Source organism: Photorhabdus machadonis, from assembly GCF_052657765.1.
This window is the reverse complement of the sequence record NZ_CP199761.1, coordinates 1,263,094-1,279,899: the sequence shown is the minus strand read 5'-3', so window position 1 is coordinate 1,279,899 and position 16,806 is coordinate 1,263,094. Positions and strand designations below refer to the sequence as shown.

Genomic DNA, 16,806 nt, shown 5'->3' with positions numbered 1-16,806 from the left:
CGCCATAGAAAAGGCGAACGCAGGCACACTGGTAGAAACATCCTACCAGTGGAGTGTCTACAGGGTTGCAAATCCCTGACCATTGGATTTTGCCAATGGCTGGGCTACTTTAACCGATTGGTTTATCTGACTCAATAAGCGAATCAGTATAAACGCTTAACTTTTTTCGCTATATCCCATTAAACACCTTAAGGCGCTGCTGCTGTTCTTCACTTAAGGTAAATGCAAACTCTTCATGCTCAATCTGCCACGTGCCAAAGCTCATCAGGAACGCGATTGCAGGGTCTATCTTATTCGCGGATTTCTTCTTGTTCGGTTTGATATTAGCGTTCGCGTCCGTTTCCATCACGACATTGGACATCGCCCAAGCGAGCACCGGATCGCCGTTATGACGAATGATTTTGCGGTTAACAAACACCTCGGCAGATTTAGCCACAGGGCTAAAACGCATGTAGGTTTGCGGGAACGGCTCAACATCCAGCCCAGCCCCCTGTAATTGCGTTCTTAAGTGAGTGGCGTTCCATGTATCAAAGCCCACCAGCTTGATATCAAATTGCTGACTGTCTTTGAGAATATCATCACGGATACGATCATAATCAATGCAATCGCCCGGTGTTGTGCGTATCCAGCCCAGTTGCGCCCATTGACGATAGGTTGCCCGGTTCTTGTTTGCTGAGTTCTGTAGCTGGGCTTCGGGTAAATAGTGGCGGGTCAGTAATAACAGTTCATTATCCACGGGGAACGTGTAACAGATACTGGTGATATCGCCTGTTGAAGACAAATCCAGTCCGGCGTAACACTCCAGTCCCTTAAGATCGTTTTCATCGTATTCTGTCTGGCAGGCTTTCCAAGCGCCATCACCCATCCACGGCGTTTCGCCCTGACACCAGATATTAAAGCGTTTGGTTAACATCTCTGTCCATTGTGAGGGAATACCACGCGCCTTTTGGATAGTGTCATGCAATGAGGTGCTGTCTACCGACACATTCAGATTCGGATTGGCCTTAACCCAAAGTGATTCATCATCAATTTCGTTCTCGTCGTCCAGTTCGTAAATCAAAGCAAACAAGGATTCGTTCTGCTCTTCGCCTGCCAGTATCTGACAGCAATAATCATAGTGCTGTTTACAGGCGGATATTACATTACTGCCTGCCGTGGTAATGGCAAACAGAATACCTTCGGGACGTGCGCCCATCCCCAACTCAAGGGCAGAGTAAACGGCGTTATCCGGGTGCAAATGGTACTCATCGACAATTGCGAGACTGGGGTTTGTGCCCTCAATGGTCGAGGCTTTGGCTGCCAGCGGCTTTAACAGACTGTTACTCTTAGCATAAGTGACTTTATGTTGCTGAATCGCTAACCGTTTCTTGAGTGGTTTGGATAACAGGCACATCTGGCGGGCATCATCAAACACAATACGCGCCTGATCGCGGCTCACGGCGGCGGTGTAAATATCCTGCTGGCCTGACTCCATCACCAGAAACCAATTCGCCAGCATTGCCGCTACCGTAGATTTGGCATTTTTGCGGGGTACTTGAATATAGGCGCTGCGATATTTGCGGCGTCCGGTCGCTTTCACTTTGAAGCCGAACAGATTAGCAAAGGTGAATTGCTGCCACGGTTCTAATACAATCGGTTTACCGCGCAAGTGGCCTTTGACGTGCGGGCAGAGGCGAGAAAAGCCAATAAAACGCTCTACAATCTCGGAATCAAACGTATAAAGCGGGTTATTCAGGTCGTTAGAATAGCGTTTTACCGCCTGTTTTAAGCGATTACAGGCCGGAATTTTACCGTTTTCGATATCAAAAGCGTACTGCTCCCATGCGTTCATAAGCGGTCTAGCTCGTCCTCTTCCTCGGTTTCTATCGGGTTTTTACGCCGTGATACCGGATCAAAGCCCAGCAATGACGACATTTTTATCATGATCTTTTCAGCATCCGCCTTTGCGCTCAGTGATGGATTGCGGCTTTCGCTGCCTTGACTGTTAACGATACTAAAGCCCCGGATATCAAGATCTGCCACGGCTTTTCGGTAAATGGCGTAATTGACGCAATAGAGTTCTAAATTGTTCCAATCGGCGGCGTTCAAATCTTCCCGTTCGCTTAAAGTTTTTGCTTTGGCTTTCCATTGGCTGGTCGCAATCTCATTTAAATAAGTTGGAGGTTTAGGTGCTCTTGCCATCGTTTTTATATTCCTTGTCGTTTTATTTTCCAAAAAATTGCGGTGCATAAAAATTTGAGGGGTGGGCGGTTCTGCTCAGAGGGGCATTTGTCATTTTTGATGCCCCCACCCATGATTTCATTGATTTATTATTCTGCGACGAACCAATCACGATACCTTGCAGCCTCAATCTCCTGCTCCCAATAAGCTCCCTGTTTGCGCTGTGCTTTGGTGATGGGGTCTGTCTGTACCGTCTTACGGTTATGGCAAGAGTGGCATAGTGCTTGATGATTGGATGCAGGCCAGAACAGCACATCAGCTTCACTCTGTATCGGGATGATGTGATCCACAATGATTGCAGGTGTGTAGCTACCTTGCTGCAAGCAGTGGGCACAGAGAGGATTAGCTTTCAGGTACATCAATCTGTATCTGCCCCAGCGGTTGCTATAGCCACGCTCGGTACGTGTGCCACGCTGCTTGTTCTGTTCCCGCCGATGTTCTTCACAGCGACCGGACTTTACCCGTTGCCTACAACCGGGATAGCTACAGCGTTTCAACGGTTGCCACGGCATCAGTAGATCCCCACATCACGATAAACAGACCACAACGATTTGATGGTAAAGGGCACTTTTTTTAGCTCAACATCTGTTGCCATTTCCCTATTCTCATACAACAAGCCGATATAGAGCAGGCAACCGACTTTAATCGCTGAGCTAAAAGCCAGATCATCACCAAACCGCTTACCAATATGTTGCTGGCAGACTTCCAGCGCAGCTTCGGCATAAGCCATTAACAAAGCATCATCAAGGGTGTAATCCTCTTCCAATCGACAATGCTGTTTGATTTCGTTCAGAGGAATTTCAATCGGGTTCATCAGAATACACCGCCCTTACAAAGCAGCTCTAAGCGGATATGTTTCGCATCGGGGATCACCGCCACAATGTCGAATTCCGTCCTTCTGGTGTTTACGCCGTGATAGGTAATGTTGTTCGCTGTGGTCACATCCGCACGATAACGCAGCCAGATACGTACAGTGGCCTCAGAGAAAACCGCACCGGATACCATTAACTCCCGACCACTAATCGCTTTCACTTCTGCCCAGACAGTGGCAACATCCACCCAATTGTTGAGTACTTCACCAAATTTACCTCGGCTGGCTTCATTTTTTCGGATAGTCACCCGATGCCGTAATCTGCCTGCTCTCAATCGTTACTCTCCTTGTCTTGTTTGATTTCCACCGTTTGCTTCCATGCCTGACTGAATTCATCACCACCTGCGCGGGGTGATAATCCTTCCCGTTCACGGGCTTCATTCGGGCACATGACACCGGATTTAATGGCAGTCTCATAACTCTGGAAGCGTTCTTTCGGATTGGCGCGAAGCAGGTCGGCGGTGTCAAATTCGACTTGGTAACGAATGCCGCTTTTTGGTGAGGCCACCAGCAAAGCCGATTTAATTTGTTGCTCAAAGTTGGCAAGCCACGGGCGCATGGTAATCGTCAGAAAAGCGCGGGATGCCTCGCTAAAATTGCTGTAAGTGCTGTTTGAATACTCTTGCAGGAAGATCGGACTGACGTTGAACATTCGGGCAATATCTTCGATGGTGAAACGGCGAGAGGCCAGCCATTCCGCATCTTGGTTACTCATGCCTAATTGCTGGTATTCCATCCCGCCTTCAAGAATGGGCGTTTTTCCGGCATTGCGCGCACCTTTATAACGTTCGAGGGCTTCCAGTGCCTTATTACCTTTGATGCCATCCAGCCAATCAGCCGCCTTAATCACCCCCGCCGCCATCATGCCGTCTTTCATAATGCTTGCGCCGTGGCGCTGTTGTGCCAGCCCTAAACCCAGAGTTTCACGGCAAATAGTGACAGGTGAACGACCAAGAAAGCCGTCTTCGGTGGCATAACGTAAATGTAAGATTTCTTCCTGTAGGTAAGTTTTCACCTTGCCGCTATAAGGTTCGGTAATGGTGTAAGCGAACCGGTGATCTGATAAACGCAGAGGTACAACCGCTGACGGCGGGTAAGGATGCAAGGATTGTGGCTGTCCGTCTTTGCCCCAGACAATCACCGCATAGGCATTACCATTCAGCAGGCAATGGCGCATTAAGGTTCGCTTAAACTGAAAGGGAGTCTGGCAATCGTTCGGGCATTCATTAAGCAAATAATCCACGGGGTGATCGCTCAACCACTCGCGGGACTCTTTGCCGTTCTGGTGCTGAACCCGATAAAGGTAACAGGGCATAGTCACCACCGCTTCACTAATCACCGTGACGGCATTCATCACGGCGGGCAGACCTTCGGCTGTCAAGGGTGAAACATGTTCGCCTGATTTGGTATTCGGGATACCTGCCAGAGAAAGAAACTCATCAATGGTCATACTTCGGGTTTCAGGAGTTTTTCGCTTAAAAGGCCACATCATCACACCTCAGACAGTTGCAGCCAGTAATGACGCAAATCTACATTGCTGGGTTTAGTCACATTCAGCGAACGCTTGGCGATCTCCACGCCGCTCTCAGGATAAGCGGGTAAACTGGTAATAGTAATTTCCCGCAATTCCGCTTCTATTACCGTCCTGATATAAGGAGTTTGCCCTGTATCCCACTGGTCTTTAAGTGCCCTGAATCCGAAACTCATTCCGGCAATATCGCCACGCTCAACCAACGTCAATACATCGCGCCCTAATTGGGTATCAGGCGGGGTTAATTCGAAACGTAACCCGGTGGCATCTTCGCTAAGTTGCAACGTACCGGACGTGGTACGGCCTAATAGGTTCATATGATCATGTTCATAAAGTGCCCTGATATCTGCGCCTGTGGTTAAGCTGGCGCTAAAGGCATTCGGAGCAAACTGCTCGACAAACTCATCCCACAAGATTTGGGATCGGCTGTTCCACTTAATCACATAGCCTGTCAGTTTCTTATCACTGGCAGAAAGGGAAGCGGTGCGGATTTCAAAATCATTTCTCATTCGATAGACTCCAAGACGTTAAAGGGGCGCATTGCCCCTTATCGTTAATCCGCTTTCGTGCCTTTGATTTCCAGCACCTTGATTGCGTTGGAATCCACCAGCCCACCGCCTAAATATTTATCGGTATGTACCTTATAGAATCCCGGTTCGGTGATATTGTCAGGACGGGTACGGGTGCCCGTTTGATGGTCAACGATGAAGTAACCGCGCTTGAAGTCACCCAGGCCGATAATGTTATCCGGCATAAATTCGAGATAATGAACAGGCAAGCCCAGCAGCATATCAGGATCACCCGCTTGCAGGCGTTCGCGCCAGATATAATCGCCGTTGCCGTTTTTCAGCTTCTGCACCTGCGCCGCTGTTGTGGAATTCATCACCCAAACAGCATTTTTACGGTATTTGTTCTTGAGCAAGAATTTCAGATCAATCAGGCTATCGGCTTCCAGTTTGGCAGCCTCCAGTTTTTGCAGCGTACCGAATACGCGAACCTTATCGGCTTGGGTGTCACGAGGATAAGACAGGAAGCCTTTTGCTTTCTTGCTGCCGTCACCGCTAATGAGATCCGTTTCTTCGGTATCGACAAAAGTGTCTGCAATTTCTGAGGTCAGCCAGCCTAAAATGTCAACATCGCTAAAATCGATAATTTCCTGTGTGGTTTTGGGATAAGCGTAGATAGGAAACAGCTTAATGCTCACTTCTTCCATTTTCGGCGTAGACGTCTCACCGCGAGCCTTGCCCTCTTCGGAGTGTGCAACCGCTGCGCCACCGACTGAAACAAGCTGCTTATATTCATTGCTGCGTGTGGTTTTGATGGTACAGATTCGACGCATAACAGATTCATCAGCCAATTGCTGCATAATCTGTTTATTCAGCTCAGGGATAACGGTATAGCCACCGTCTGCCGGGACGCCTGTAGACAACGAGCGAGTTTCGCCAGTCAGAATATAACTGCGCAGCTCGTCGTTATTGAGTTTGTTGCTGGCTGGCTGATTCTTAACCTGACTGCATTCTTCATCAGATAACGCCTCATAACGGGCAATTTCGGTATTGAGAGAATCAGACTGGCTGCGCAGTTCGTTGAACTGTTTCGCTTCATCGGCAGTCAAGGAGCGCTTTTCGTCTTCGGCTTTGGTGAGAAGTGAACGCATTTGGATGGTTAAATCGGATTTTTGTTGGCGTAATTCGAGTAGTTTTTTCATGGTGTTTTTGGAATAGTTATTTTCTTTAAAACACTATTTAACACCGTGAAAAATAATAAAAAAGCCTCTGTGATTTAGAGGCTAAACAAGGGGAAACATGAAGACGAAATATTTACAAAACTTTTCATTTACAAAGTAATAAATTTTTTACGTAGGTTGTTGGTGACATCCACGATATTTTATCACATGTCAAATAACCATCATTTTTTAACTTATAATCAACATAAAAAGAGATAGGTAAGCTAATGACAAATGATGCAATCATCAATCTACTCAGGTACTTAACAAGTATCTTGTTGTATTTAGGTAATCTATCAAATATAAAGAAAAAAACAGAACCTGATAAAGAGTAAAATATTATAGGGAAAGATAGAATACTTATAATAACTGCGCTGGAGAATGTTATTTCATCTTTCATTAATACTAATGAAACAGCAGATTTAATAATGAAGCACATCAGAAATGTAAGGAATAATAACAATATTACTCCACCCAAGGCTTTTAAATATTTGCTATTCACCTAATTCTTCCCATCGTATTAAAAAAATATTGTAAGTCTGCTTCCGGTGTTCTTGGCTTTCTCTTCATTTCTTCTTTCAAAAGTGCTATTAATTTTTCGCTTATTCCATATTGCTTATCAACAAGATCTAAACCGATAGCCGCTAGAATTCCAACAGCTAAAACTATTCCCGCAACAACAATAATACTTCCACCTACCAAAACAGTGGCAGTTAAAAGTGATCCTACAATCCAAGAGGAAGCAGCAATAATAGCAGTTTTAGCCATATCCATTGTTATGTTGCCGATAAAATCGGCTAAAGTATATTCATCCTTAAAAATACTTTCTATCAATCTATAGCCAATCGAAAAGACAATACAGAATCTAACACCTTTGATAATACTAGCATTAAGACCCTGCTGTCCTATCCCCATAGCTAACATTTGAGGGTGGCTAGCACCGTATCGGGTTCCCCTGACAAGACGCCTAAGACCAGCATGACCTGACAGATGAATATATTTTTTCCCATTTTCTCCCACATAGGTTTTTGCAGTAATACTTAACCTCTTAAATTCCCGGCAAACATCAGAAAACCCATGTGAATCATAAATATTTCCCGCATAGGTGGAAATAGGATCTGTGACAGAAAATACATACGCCATAGGATTTTTTTTCTTGTTATCTACTTCCGCGCCTCTTGCAAATTCGTCTCCGTAACTTAGATTTTCTGCTTCCGTACCTCTTGCAAATGCTTCTCCATGACTTGGGGTTTGTGGATGGGAGGGACTGATATCCTCAATAATGCTTTTGGCTTGCGCTAATGTGAGAACAAAGTGATATTGGGTATTATCACTCAATACTTTTTCTAACCCAATGGCATCAAAAAATTCATGCTGGGGTTTTAGCTGATTAATCCCTACATTACCCCTTAAAAAATCGCCCATATAACCATCCCAAGTGGGATTATATTTTTTATGTGTCATTCCTCAATTCTCCGTAGCACTCAATATCAAATTAATAATTGATTGACTTGTGTCAAGATTTCCGATGTAGCATCAATTAAGCAGGATATAACAACAATGCTTACCCATTCCAGCATGGAAAAGATCCACCTTTAAATTTGTGATGAATCTCTATTCTTAAGCAAAATCAGACAATTACTTAATTTTAATTTCAGTCACACCATAATAAAAAAATTATGCACTAAATTTATTATCCCAGACTCATCCGGCTTTTATTTGCCTGCCAGAGATACCCCCTATAAATCTTTTTTCTCCTCTCAGTTATGCACCCTCTGCACATTCCCCTGAAAGCCTTGCTACATCTGGGTTTTTGGCAATTAATATAATATTCATTAACTGTAACCCCTGTTCACCCCTTTTTTATCCTAATGAAGAGAATGTATATTTGATGTATAGCTAAGAAATAACTATACATCTATTATTTTCCTTTAAATACAGATAGATATTTAAAATGATGTATGGAATGCAGACTAAAACATAAAAAGTTTATAGCGGGGATTTAAAGTCCCGGCATTCAGGTACGGACGGCAACCACTCTTCGGCTTCTTCTGACAACTCAACGTGATAAGAATAGCCTTTATTGGTTCGCACTTTCCGATATTCCTTTTTGTATTCCAGCATAATTTTAGGCAGAGATTCGCCGAACTTGGTCAGTGTGAGCGGGCGTTCAAAGCCGTGCGCTTCCATAAAAGAAAGGTAAGCATGATACAAATACAGCCTCGGTGCGCGTGGGCTGATGTTCTTATTGCCCATCTTCATCCCTGTTGCATCATTGACTGACACCAAATAAGCACAGAAATTATACAGAGGATCGGAGTTACTTTTCACTAATAGTGCTTCGTTAGAATCGCGTTGCGCCTGTAGCCGCTTTTTAGCCTTGTTCTGGTCGGCAAATTCGTTTAATAAATGGCGGATAATCACAGGCAGTTCCCGGCTGATTTTTTCCGATAATTCAGGATCTTTTTCTGATTCTTTGACCGGAATATTAAACGGGAATATCACCCGCCGCCGTGCAATCCCGCCATTACGTTCTGTAAAGCTCATCGGTTCATTATTGGTGGCTAATACAACCGCTTTGATTACTGTAGAAAATTGTTTTTCGTATTTCCCATCGACTTCGATTAAGTCGCCGCCTGTAATGGCTTTTATGCCAGCACCTTCACCAACATATTTAACCTGATCGGGCAACGTAATCAGGCTTTTTCCGACAAACTGATAACGGCCTCTCGCTTCATCCAGCGCCCTCATATTGCCACTGGCGGTATTGTGTTCTCCCGCTAATAAGGTCGCAATATAGGTAAAGATGCTTTTTCCGCTGCCGCCTTCGCCCGTGACTTCAATAAATAGCTGCCAGTCGTAGCGATTTGCCAGGATCATAAACAGGGCGGCTTTAATGCGATTCATTTTGTTTTCATTGTTTCCTGCCGCATGAGATAACCAGCGGTAAAAATCTGGGGCATGGTCTGGCAAATTTTCACCGACAGCAGGCGGGGTGAATGCAATGCCGTTATGGTTCATTAACCAGTGTTCCGACTGATGAGGAGTAAATTGTTGTGTCGATAATTCATACACGCCATTACGAAACCCGATTAAATCCTGCCGCTGCTCGCCGATAACAGGCACTTGTAATTTCATGGCATAGATAGCGTTATTGATCCCGTTCGGGCTGTAAGGTGTTTCGTACTGGTCGAAGATTGCTACCATTGCGCGGCGCAGCACGTTATCTGATACAGTTTCCCATGTTACACCGTTATAGCGGTAAACCATTTCGCTCTCAGGATTAACCGCTACTTTGCCGTAACGTTCAACCAACAGTGCCCCGCGCTGACTGGCTGCCATTTGCGCCAGATTGTTATTGGCTTTTTTTGGCTTCGCTTCGTGGATCACCACTGCTTCTGCTTCCATTCGTATTTTCTCCCCAACCTGATATAACCCATTATTAAATGCCCGTTTTGCTACCTTAATGCCGTGATGCTGGCGATAATCGTCCCAGTCGGCTTTAAATTCTGTGGGCGGAAGCGTTACCCATCCCCCAATAGATTGAGCGGCTTTTTCTGCGGCAATTTTGCCGACGTTCTTTTTTAGCCTGCCGTTTTTGTTCCGTTCTCCCAGCTCATGCCAGTCATTGTCAGCAGCAATGATGATTTTAGCCGTTGGCCATTGCGTTCTAACCTGTTCAGTAACGGCAAGCAAATTCCCTTCATCAATGGCCGCCAGTACTACACCCTTATGTAATTGGCTGACCGTTAAAGCGGTGGCATAACCTTCGGTGATGATGAAAGTGTCCGGCGTTCCGGTTATCTCAGATACCGGGATAAAACTGCCTTTTTTCTGCGTACCGGAAACAAGACGCTTTTCGCCATTTGGCTTGATGGTCTGAGCGCCCGTGATTGTGCCGTCCAGTGTTTGAACCACCAGTAATAACGAGCCATCTTGCAATAATCGTTGATTGGGGCATTGCAGCCCCTTTTTCACCAGATATTGAGATTCGCCCTTAACAACCGTGGCAACCAGTGCCGCGATGCGTTCAGCAATCGGCTTGGCTGCTCGCGGTTGTTCTTTGACGGTTTTGGGTTCGGGCAAAGGCATTACCAACACATCCGCCACCAACTTAGCCGCTGCATAAACCGTGATCCCCTTGGTTCTCGCTACTAAATCCAGCCCATCACCATGATTCGGCTCATCGCACTGGCGACAATGCCAGTCGCTGTTATGGTTATCATCGATAAAATGAAAGCGGTCAGTGCCACCGCATATCGGGCAAGCCCCATGCTTACCCTTTAACGGAACGTCAATACCACAGGTGGGCAACAAAAGTTGCCAATGATTGGCGGCGGATTGCTTCACTGCACGGATAACATCTAACGGGCGGCCTTTCTGGTTATTATTTCCCTGACTCATGATCACTCGTCCTCGCCATTAACCGCCGCATAAAGCGAATAGTAAATTTCCTGATTGATATCACAGGCCAGTGAAAGCAAATCATGTAATTCTTCGGAACAGTGCTGGCTGGCCTGCTCAAGAAGGATTTCATATAAAGAAGTGCATAAGCCCGCGCGAAACGAGGACTGACCTAATGGATCTATTTCCCTGCGTACAATGCAATTGACTAATTTATTCACCGGGTTCTGCGGGACGTGTTTCAACAGGTCGCGGTGAACTTCCTGATGAATACCATGCGCCAGTGCAATCAGGTTATTTAAATTGGTTTCGCATTCATCTTTGGCTTTTTGGGTAATGTACGCGAAAAGTGAAATTCCCAGACCTGCGCGATATAGCGCCTGTTTTAATGAGATAGGTTTATTGCTCATAGTATACCCCCTGAATGGAGGTAAAGCGCATAGAGAGGATTTTAGGCAAACGGGCTTTGCCCTTTCCGATGAGAAAGGTATATTGATACATAGCTACCTCGATATTGTCGTTATCGTTGGTGGTTAGCCCTCGTTTGATACGACCAATATCATTCGGGGGCGTTTCTTTTTGTACGTGCACCATGATAAAGTACGTACGTAATAAATCACATGCTATAAGGTTACGTACGTACATGTCAATATTAAAAAGAGATAAAACTGAAAAAGGAAAAGGCTTGTCCCCCACTTTCCAAATCAGAATAACACCTGAGCTAAAAGCACAGTTTGAAGACGCTGCGTCCGATGCTGGAATGACTTTAGGCAACTGGTTAAAAACATTAGGCCGCAAAGAATTAGAACAGCTAGGCATAGAGCCAAAAGGTTGAACTAACCGACAATAAATCCGGTGGTTAACTAACTCGCTAAAAGCAAGTAAGTTAAGGGTAGCATTCACCGTGCTATCCCCGCCTTTTTTCACCCAGCTAATCACCATACAACTAATTGAAATATCACTTTCCTGATTTTTAGCGTAGGGATACCCGTAACGGTTATTATCCGTCTTTTTATTTTTCATGATTTTTCTTTATTTACTGTGCTTTTCGGCTATATGGGTTGTTTACATTTTCTACTTTTGGAGGATTGCGTATCCACCATAAAATATCACTTAAAAGCCACGCACAGGAATTACGCCCAAAATGACAACGTGGAGGAAATAAACCCAAGGCTTCTAATTTATAGCAATGTCCCCTTGATATACTCGTTAATCTTTTGCGTTCTGTTTCCCTTATTCTTCTTTCAGATTCACCATAAGCAGAAAGAATATATTTCCTCTGTTCGTCGGGTGGTGAGATGTATTTTTTCATTACATCATCTCACCGCGAGATTCAGCGATACGTTGAGCTATCCAGCTATCAATTTCTGACTCAATAAAAGCTATTGAGCGAGTGCCAATTTTGACTTGCTTCGGAAATTTATCTTCTTCAATGAGTTTGTAAATCCACGCTTTACTGTAACCCGTTCTGCGTTGAACCTCGGACAAGCGAATAAGACTTTCTTTAGATGTGGTAATTGTTGACATATAGTTTCCCCTGTTAGTTTGTCCATATTTGATGTTTCTGGATGTTATTAGAACAGGAGTAATTAAACCGAATTTATAATGTGAGATCATCACGTTGGAATAGTAACTTACTTCATACAAAGAATGTAATATACCTTACAGTTTACAGACATAACTACTTATGACTAAAAATAACCTTAAGTAGTTATATATTGAACGACAACTATTGTTGTTTATTCACCCAGTTAAGCGCGCTTCTTAAATTCGCCATGTAATACATTTTTGCCTTGTTCGAGTACATCCATATAGTCGGCATACCATTGCAACATTTCCCTACGACCATCCAAATATTGGGCATGATTGTAAGTTCCTCGGATACTGTTTTTATCCACATGAGCAAGCTGCGTTTCAATCCAAGCTGAGTTATACCCCTGTTCATGTAAAATTGTACTCATAGTGTGGCGGAATCCGTGGCCTGTTGCCCTGCCATCATAACCAATACGCTTAAGAACCTGATTAATGGCGGCTTCACTCATTGGCTTACCCGCATCATTACGACCAGGGAAAACATATTTCCCGCGCCCTGTAATAGCGTGTAACTTAATAAGAATAGCTTTAACCTGATTTGATAGCGGTACGATGTGAGGACGGCGCATCTTCATACGTTCGGCAGGTATTTGCCAGATATCTTTATCTAAATCGAATTCAGTCCATTCTGATTCTCTCAATTCGATGGTACGCACTCCAGTAAGCATCAGCAAACATGTAGCTGATTGAGTAACCTTACTTCCACTATAATCATTCAAGGCTATCGGGAAGTCATTCATTTGATCTGCTAAAAGGTGTGGGAAGTGTTTTTGCTTTGGTGCCTTAAGCGCGCTGGCAAGATCAGTAACGGGATTGAATTCTGCTCGTCCTGTAATAACGGCATATGTGAAAATTTGCCGACATGCTTGTCTGGTTTTTTTCAATTTATCTAACACGCCGCGTTGCTCCATCTTTCGGAGAACGGCTAACATGTCAGCGGGTTTAATATCAGTAATAGCACGTTTCCCAACATAGGGAAAAATATCTTTTCGCAGGTATTCCAGAATGTCTTCGGCATATCCTTTTGACCAATTGGGGCGCTTATGTTCGTGCCACTCAACGGCGATGGACTCAAAACTATTATTGACCGCAAAAACTCTGGCGACTTTTTCAGCTTTCTTTTCCTCAAGCGGATCACTACCACCTGATAGTGTTCGCCTTGCCTCATTTCGCTTATTTCTTGCTTCTGCGAGAGAGATATCAGGATATACCCCCAATGCGAGTAATTTCTCTTTGCCTGCGATCCGATACTTTAACCGCCAATAACGAGAGCCATTAGGGTTAACCAATAGATATAATCCACCACCATCTGCAAGTTTATAAGGTTTATCTTTAGGCTTTGCAGTTTCTACCTGTCGGGCTGTTAGCTTCATTTGGGGGTATCTCACTTTATTGAACCTGAACATACCCCTAAATATACCCCCATAAGATCGTAGATTTCAACATACCTGACTAGACTACAGGAGAACAAGAAAAGGCCAATACTGTGGATTTAATGGGGTTTTGTAGACTTCGGAAGACGTTAAGATATGAAAGGATGGTACGCCCTACAGGATTCGAACCTGTGACCTACGGCTTAGAAGGCCGAAAATATATGATTTCTAACGATTTCTTGCTATTTCAAAGCATTTCATTTGTATGATTTTAAAAGAATTTATCATGTTGAATGATTTCATGCCATATCATAGTATTTCATTACTAAGACACCCGTTAGAGCACCCATTATGGCAGGAATATTATTCACTGATAGCAAGATTAAAGGCATTAAACCAAAAGATCAGGCTTACTATGTGTGGCAAGCATCAGCAACGCGCGGAACCGGTAGACTAGGGATCAAGATTTATCCATCTGGACGCAAGGTGTTCGTGTATAAATACCATAAAGATGGTTCCCGCAGATTTTTAACTCTTGGCGATTACCCTTCATTAACATTAGCCGAAGCAACCGTAAAGGCACAAAATGCGTTAGTTAATATTTCCGTGCCTGAAAAAGCCATTTTTGAGCACGCTACTGTCAAACAACTCTTTGATGATTATATCGCAGATCAAAAGAAAAGGGGAAAGCGCTCATATGAAAAGACGGAGAATAGGCTTAACCAAGTATTAAACAGTAAGCATATAAACAAAGATGCACCCGCAAAAGATATTACTCCAGATCAAATTAAACGGGTACTAGCAGAATTTATTTCGCGTGGTGCGGTAGCGGGATCAAATAAAGTCCGCTCAAACCTTCATGCTGTATTTAATTTTGGTCTGTTTGCCGACAACGACCCAGCCAAGATAAATGAAAAAGTCATCTATGGATTAGATAGAAACCCAGTTGGGGTAGTTCCACGCCAAGAAGGGGCTGACAAAGCATTAGACCGTTTTCTCTCGTGGAATGAACTTTACAATCTATTTGAACTTATTCAAGTGCCGGATGTTGCATGCCCAATGAATCCTGATTACGCTCAATTGCTTCTCATGTGTATTTTTAGTGGTGGTCAACGTCCTTGGGAAATAATGACAAATACACGTGATAATTGGGACAAAAGTAACAATACACTAACAGTTCCACCTCACATTTCTAAAAATGGCGATTATCATGTAATACCATTAAGTGAATCAGCTACAAAAGTTTTAGATCGCCAAGAAAAACAATATCCAGAATCGCCTTTTCTTTTTCCCGGCAACACGAAAGAAGGGCATCTTCTTCCTGCCGAGTATGCCAAACAATTACGAAAATTTTGCTCACGTAATGATTTTGCTAGTTTTACCCCTAGAGATATCCGGCGCACATTTAAAACACTTGCGGGAGCAATGGGAATTAGTTCTGAGATGAGGGATAAGTTGCAAAATCACAAGAAACCAGGTGTTTCAACAAAGCACTATGATCGCTACGACTATCTGAAAGAGAAGAGAGAAATTATAGAGTTGTGGGAAAGTAAGCTGCTATCGCTGTGAGTAATAAGGGCCGAACGGCCCTGCTTATTACTTCTTACTTCGGTACATCAGGCCACTCAACATTCGGCGCTTGATTCACATCTACACGAGTGAGTAACACACGATACTTTTTCCACTCCAACAGAGCTTCTTTATCTGCATCGGTAGCAACCTCTAAGTCAACAGAGTCTTGTAGCAATGAGAGTGTGTTATTTGCTTGTTGTAACAGTGCTGCCTGCTGTTGTTTTGCTTCGTTAATCTGATGAGCTTTGAGTAAGTCTTTATCAACGACCCATTCTTTACCATCCCACTTGTCGTAATCAGTATCAGGCTTTTTGAATGTCAGGGTATCGGGTAACTCCCCGATTTCGGTTATCTCAGTCGATGCTCGTGTTAACGTGTCGTAAGCAATTTTTCCGCGATAGTCCGGTAAGATTTCCCAATACTTGCTGTCTATGCTTCGGCAAACAGCCTCGTCATGGGATTTCGGCAGCTCTGGAGCATCGGAATAGGCACCGGCTGATAAGCTGACACCGAGCATCACATATTCAATATCCGATGCTATGAATTCTCTCGTTATCTGATTCGAGTGATAAACCTTTATCCACCCTGCCTGAATTGCCAAACCATCTTTACCCAATACGGCTGTTTCATGTTCTAAAGAGTATTTTTGTTCTGTCATTATGCTGCTCTCACTATATAGTTAAATGCGATGTTGCGGGGACGGGTTTCTCTTTGATTTTCATATTCTTGAATAATGTTATGCCAGCCACCATTGTTGGTTCCTGTTGCTGCCGAAAATCCAGTTTCTCTGTGTTTACCGTTTTTCCAGTTATCATTATCCCAATATCCGGCGATCGCGGATACCGGCGCTTGCCCGGCTTGATAAGACAAAATCCCACGACCACTATCAACACCTCGCCCATCATCCCAGCCACGAATAAACTCACCACGCAAATCGGGCAGTGTTCCTGATGGGTATGCTGCCGCCAATTGCGGATATAGGGATTTATTGAATGCCTGGCCGTTGCACGTCAGGTAACCTGATGGGGGATTGGGTTGCGGCCACGGGATGGGGGGGCCAACTGGCGTATTAACATCATCTTCCGTCAAAATTCTCTTTTTACCTTTAAATTTTCCATCTCCATCGAAAGCGTAAGTTGATATGTCAAAGTTGCCATAATCGTTGCCATAGCTAAAAGAAATGCCGCGTGCCCAAGATGGTCCATCACTGCCCGGATGAGCGATATGAATTGCTAAGTCTCCAAGATTATCTAATCCATTCGGTCTAAGAAAACCTGAACGGCCAAGATTGCGGGAATTAGGATCATCAAAATAATTTGCTGTTTTAGTTAATATATAGCCTGATGTTTTTGTATTCGTATTTAACTGAATAAATCGACTGTCAGACTCCGGTTTAGAGTACGCCCCCACATCCCCGGCATTCAAACTGACATCCCCAGTCAACACCTTGCCATTAATTCTCCTGCTATTAGGCACCGCATTATTGGCCTTATTCACCGTTTCCACTAAACCGAGG

Annotated in this window: 20 protein-coding genes and 1 tRNA gene; 2 read left to right on the top strand and 19 right to left on the bottom strand. The window is 44.2% G+C overall.

From position 1 onward, the window contains the following. Positions 1-169 precede the first annotated feature (169 nt). The 13 genes from ACUN2T_RS06355 to ACUN2T_RS06295 form a co-directional block, all read right to left on the bottom strand. Positions 170-1,831, bottom strand: a complete 1,662-nt coding sequence (locus ACUN2T_RS06355) for a terminase large subunit (protein ID WP_445496736.1) — start codon at positions 1,829-1,831, stop codon at positions 170-172. Beyond that, the gene (locus ACUN2T_RS06350) at positions 1,828-2,181 is read right to left on the bottom strand and encodes a phage terminase small subunit P27 family (protein WP_445496735.1); all 354 of its coding nucleotides are present in this window, start codon (positions 2,179-2,181) and stop codon (positions 1,828-1,830) included. The genes ACUN2T_RS06355 and ACUN2T_RS06350 overlap by 4 nt, the downstream gene beginning before the upstream one ends. A 128-nt stretch (positions 2,182-2,309) precedes the next feature. Next, positions 2,310-2,732: an HNH endonuclease signature motif containing protein gene (locus tag ACUN2T_RS06345; protein ID WP_445496734.1), complete on the bottom strand. Its 423-nt coding sequence runs from the start codon at positions 2,730-2,732 to the stop codon at positions 2,310-2,312. Further along, a complete protein-coding gene (locus ACUN2T_RS06340) occupies positions 2,732-3,034 on the bottom strand; it encodes a head-tail connector protein (protein ID WP_445496733.1) in 303 nt (100 codons plus the stop codon). Before ACUN2T_RS06340 ends, ACUN2T_RS06345 begins: the two co-directional genes overlap by 1 nt. After that, complete coding sequence (locus ACUN2T_RS06335) at positions 3,034-3,366, bottom strand: phage head closure protein (protein ID WP_445496732.1); 333 nt, start codon at positions 3,364-3,366, stop codon at positions 3,034-3,036. Before ACUN2T_RS06335 ends, ACUN2T_RS06340 begins: the two co-directional genes overlap by 1 nt. After that, positions 3,363-4,580 (bottom strand): phage portal protein, encoded by a 1,218-nt coding sequence (locus ACUN2T_RS06330; protein WP_445497817.1) that lies wholly within the window; start codon positions 4,578-4,580, stop codon positions 3,363-3,365. The genes ACUN2T_RS06335 and ACUN2T_RS06330 overlap by 4 nt, the downstream gene beginning before the upstream one ends. 2 nt (positions 4,581-4,582) lie before the next feature. Beyond that, a complete protein-coding gene (locus ACUN2T_RS06325) occupies positions 4,583-5,131 on the bottom strand; it encodes an HK97 family phage prohead protease (protein ID WP_445496731.1) in 549 nt (182 codons plus the stop codon). Between the two features lie 44 nt (positions 5,132-5,175). Further along, positions 5,176-6,330, bottom strand: coding sequence for a phage major capsid protein (locus ACUN2T_RS06320; protein ID WP_445496730.1), 1,155 nt, complete (start codon positions 6,328-6,330; stop codon positions 5,176-5,178). Between the two features lie 124 nt (positions 6,331-6,454). Next, complete coding sequence (locus ACUN2T_RS06315) at positions 6,455-6,850, bottom strand: DUF1240 domain-containing protein (protein WP_445496729.1); 396 nt, start codon at positions 6,848-6,850, stop codon at positions 6,455-6,457. Further along, complete coding sequence (locus tag ACUN2T_RS06310) at positions 6,847-7,812, bottom strand: hypothetical protein (protein ID WP_445496728.1); 966 nt, start codon at positions 7,810-7,812, stop codon at positions 6,847-6,849. The genes ACUN2T_RS06315 and ACUN2T_RS06310 overlap by 4 nt, the downstream gene beginning before the upstream one ends. 525 nt (positions 7,813-8,337) lie before the next feature. Then, complete coding sequence (locus ACUN2T_RS06305; protein ID WP_445496727.1) at positions 8,338-10,752, bottom strand: primase-like DNA-binding domain-containing protein; 2,415 nt, start codon at positions 10,750-10,752, stop codon at positions 8,338-8,340. Positions 10,753-10,754: 2 nt separating this feature from the next. After that, a complete protein-coding gene (locus tag ACUN2T_RS06300) occupies positions 10,755-11,162 on the bottom strand; it encodes a hypothetical protein (RefSeq protein WP_445496726.1) in 408 nt (135 codons plus the stop codon). Next, on the bottom strand, positions 11,152-11,346 hold the full coding sequence (locus ACUN2T_RS06295) for a hypothetical protein (RefSeq protein WP_071880965.1): 195 nt from the start codon (positions 11,344-11,346) through the stop codon (positions 11,152-11,154). Before ACUN2T_RS06295 ends, ACUN2T_RS06300 begins: the two co-directional genes overlap by 11 nt. Before the next feature lie 49 nt (positions 11,347-11,395). Here ACUN2T_RS06295 and ACUN2T_RS06290 point away from each other — a divergent pair, with 49 nt between their 5' ends. After that, a complete protein-coding gene (locus tag ACUN2T_RS06290) occupies positions 11,396-11,587 on the top strand; it encodes a hypothetical protein (RefSeq protein ID WP_071880964.1) in 192 nt (63 codons plus the stop codon). A 201-nt stretch (positions 11,588-11,788) separates the two neighbouring features. Here the strand turns inward: ACUN2T_RS06290 and ACUN2T_RS06285 are convergent, their stop codons facing one another. The 4 genes from ACUN2T_RS06285 to ACUN2T_RS06270 form a co-directional block, all read right to left on the bottom strand. Further along, entirely contained in the window at positions 11,789-12,064 is a 276-nt protein-coding gene (locus ACUN2T_RS06285; RefSeq protein ID WP_445496725.1) for an AlpA family phage regulatory protein, read from the bottom strand. Further along, a complete protein-coding gene (locus ACUN2T_RS06280) occupies positions 12,064-12,279 on the bottom strand; it encodes a helix-turn-helix transcriptional regulator (protein WP_046973901.1) in 216 nt (71 codons plus the stop codon). The genes ACUN2T_RS06285 and ACUN2T_RS06280 overlap by 1 nt, the downstream gene beginning before the upstream one ends. 224 nt (positions 12,280-12,503) lie before the next feature. After that, complete coding sequence (locus ACUN2T_RS06275) at positions 12,504-13,718, bottom strand: tyrosine-type recombinase/integrase (RefSeq protein ID WP_445496724.1); 1,215 nt, start codon at positions 13,716-13,718, stop codon at positions 12,504-12,506. 165 nt (positions 13,719-13,883) lie between these two features. After that, a tRNA-OTHER gene (locus ACUN2T_RS06270) sits at positions 13,884-13,974 on the bottom strand. 95 nt (positions 13,975-14,069) lie between these two features. On the opposite strand from ACUN2T_RS06270, the gene ACUN2T_RS06265 reads away from it, so the two are divergent. After that, positions 14,070-15,287, top strand: a complete 1,218-nt coding sequence (locus tag ACUN2T_RS06265; RefSeq protein ID WP_445496723.1) for a tyrosine-type recombinase/integrase — start codon at positions 14,070-14,072, stop codon at positions 15,285-15,287. A gap of 34 nt (positions 15,288-15,321) precedes the next feature. Here ACUN2T_RS06265 and ACUN2T_RS06260 read toward each other — a convergent pair whose 3' ends face one another. After that, positions 15,322-15,948, bottom strand: coding sequence for a tail fiber assembly protein (locus tag ACUN2T_RS06260; protein ID WP_445496722.1), 627 nt, complete (start codon positions 15,946-15,948; stop codon positions 15,322-15,324). Beyond that, positions 15,948-16,787, bottom strand: a complete 840-nt coding sequence (locus ACUN2T_RS06255) for a phage tail protein (protein ID WP_445496721.1) — start codon at positions 16,785-16,787, stop codon at positions 15,948-15,950. Before ACUN2T_RS06255 ends, ACUN2T_RS06260 begins: the two co-directional genes overlap by 1 nt. Positions 16,788-16,806 lie beyond the last annotated feature (19 nt).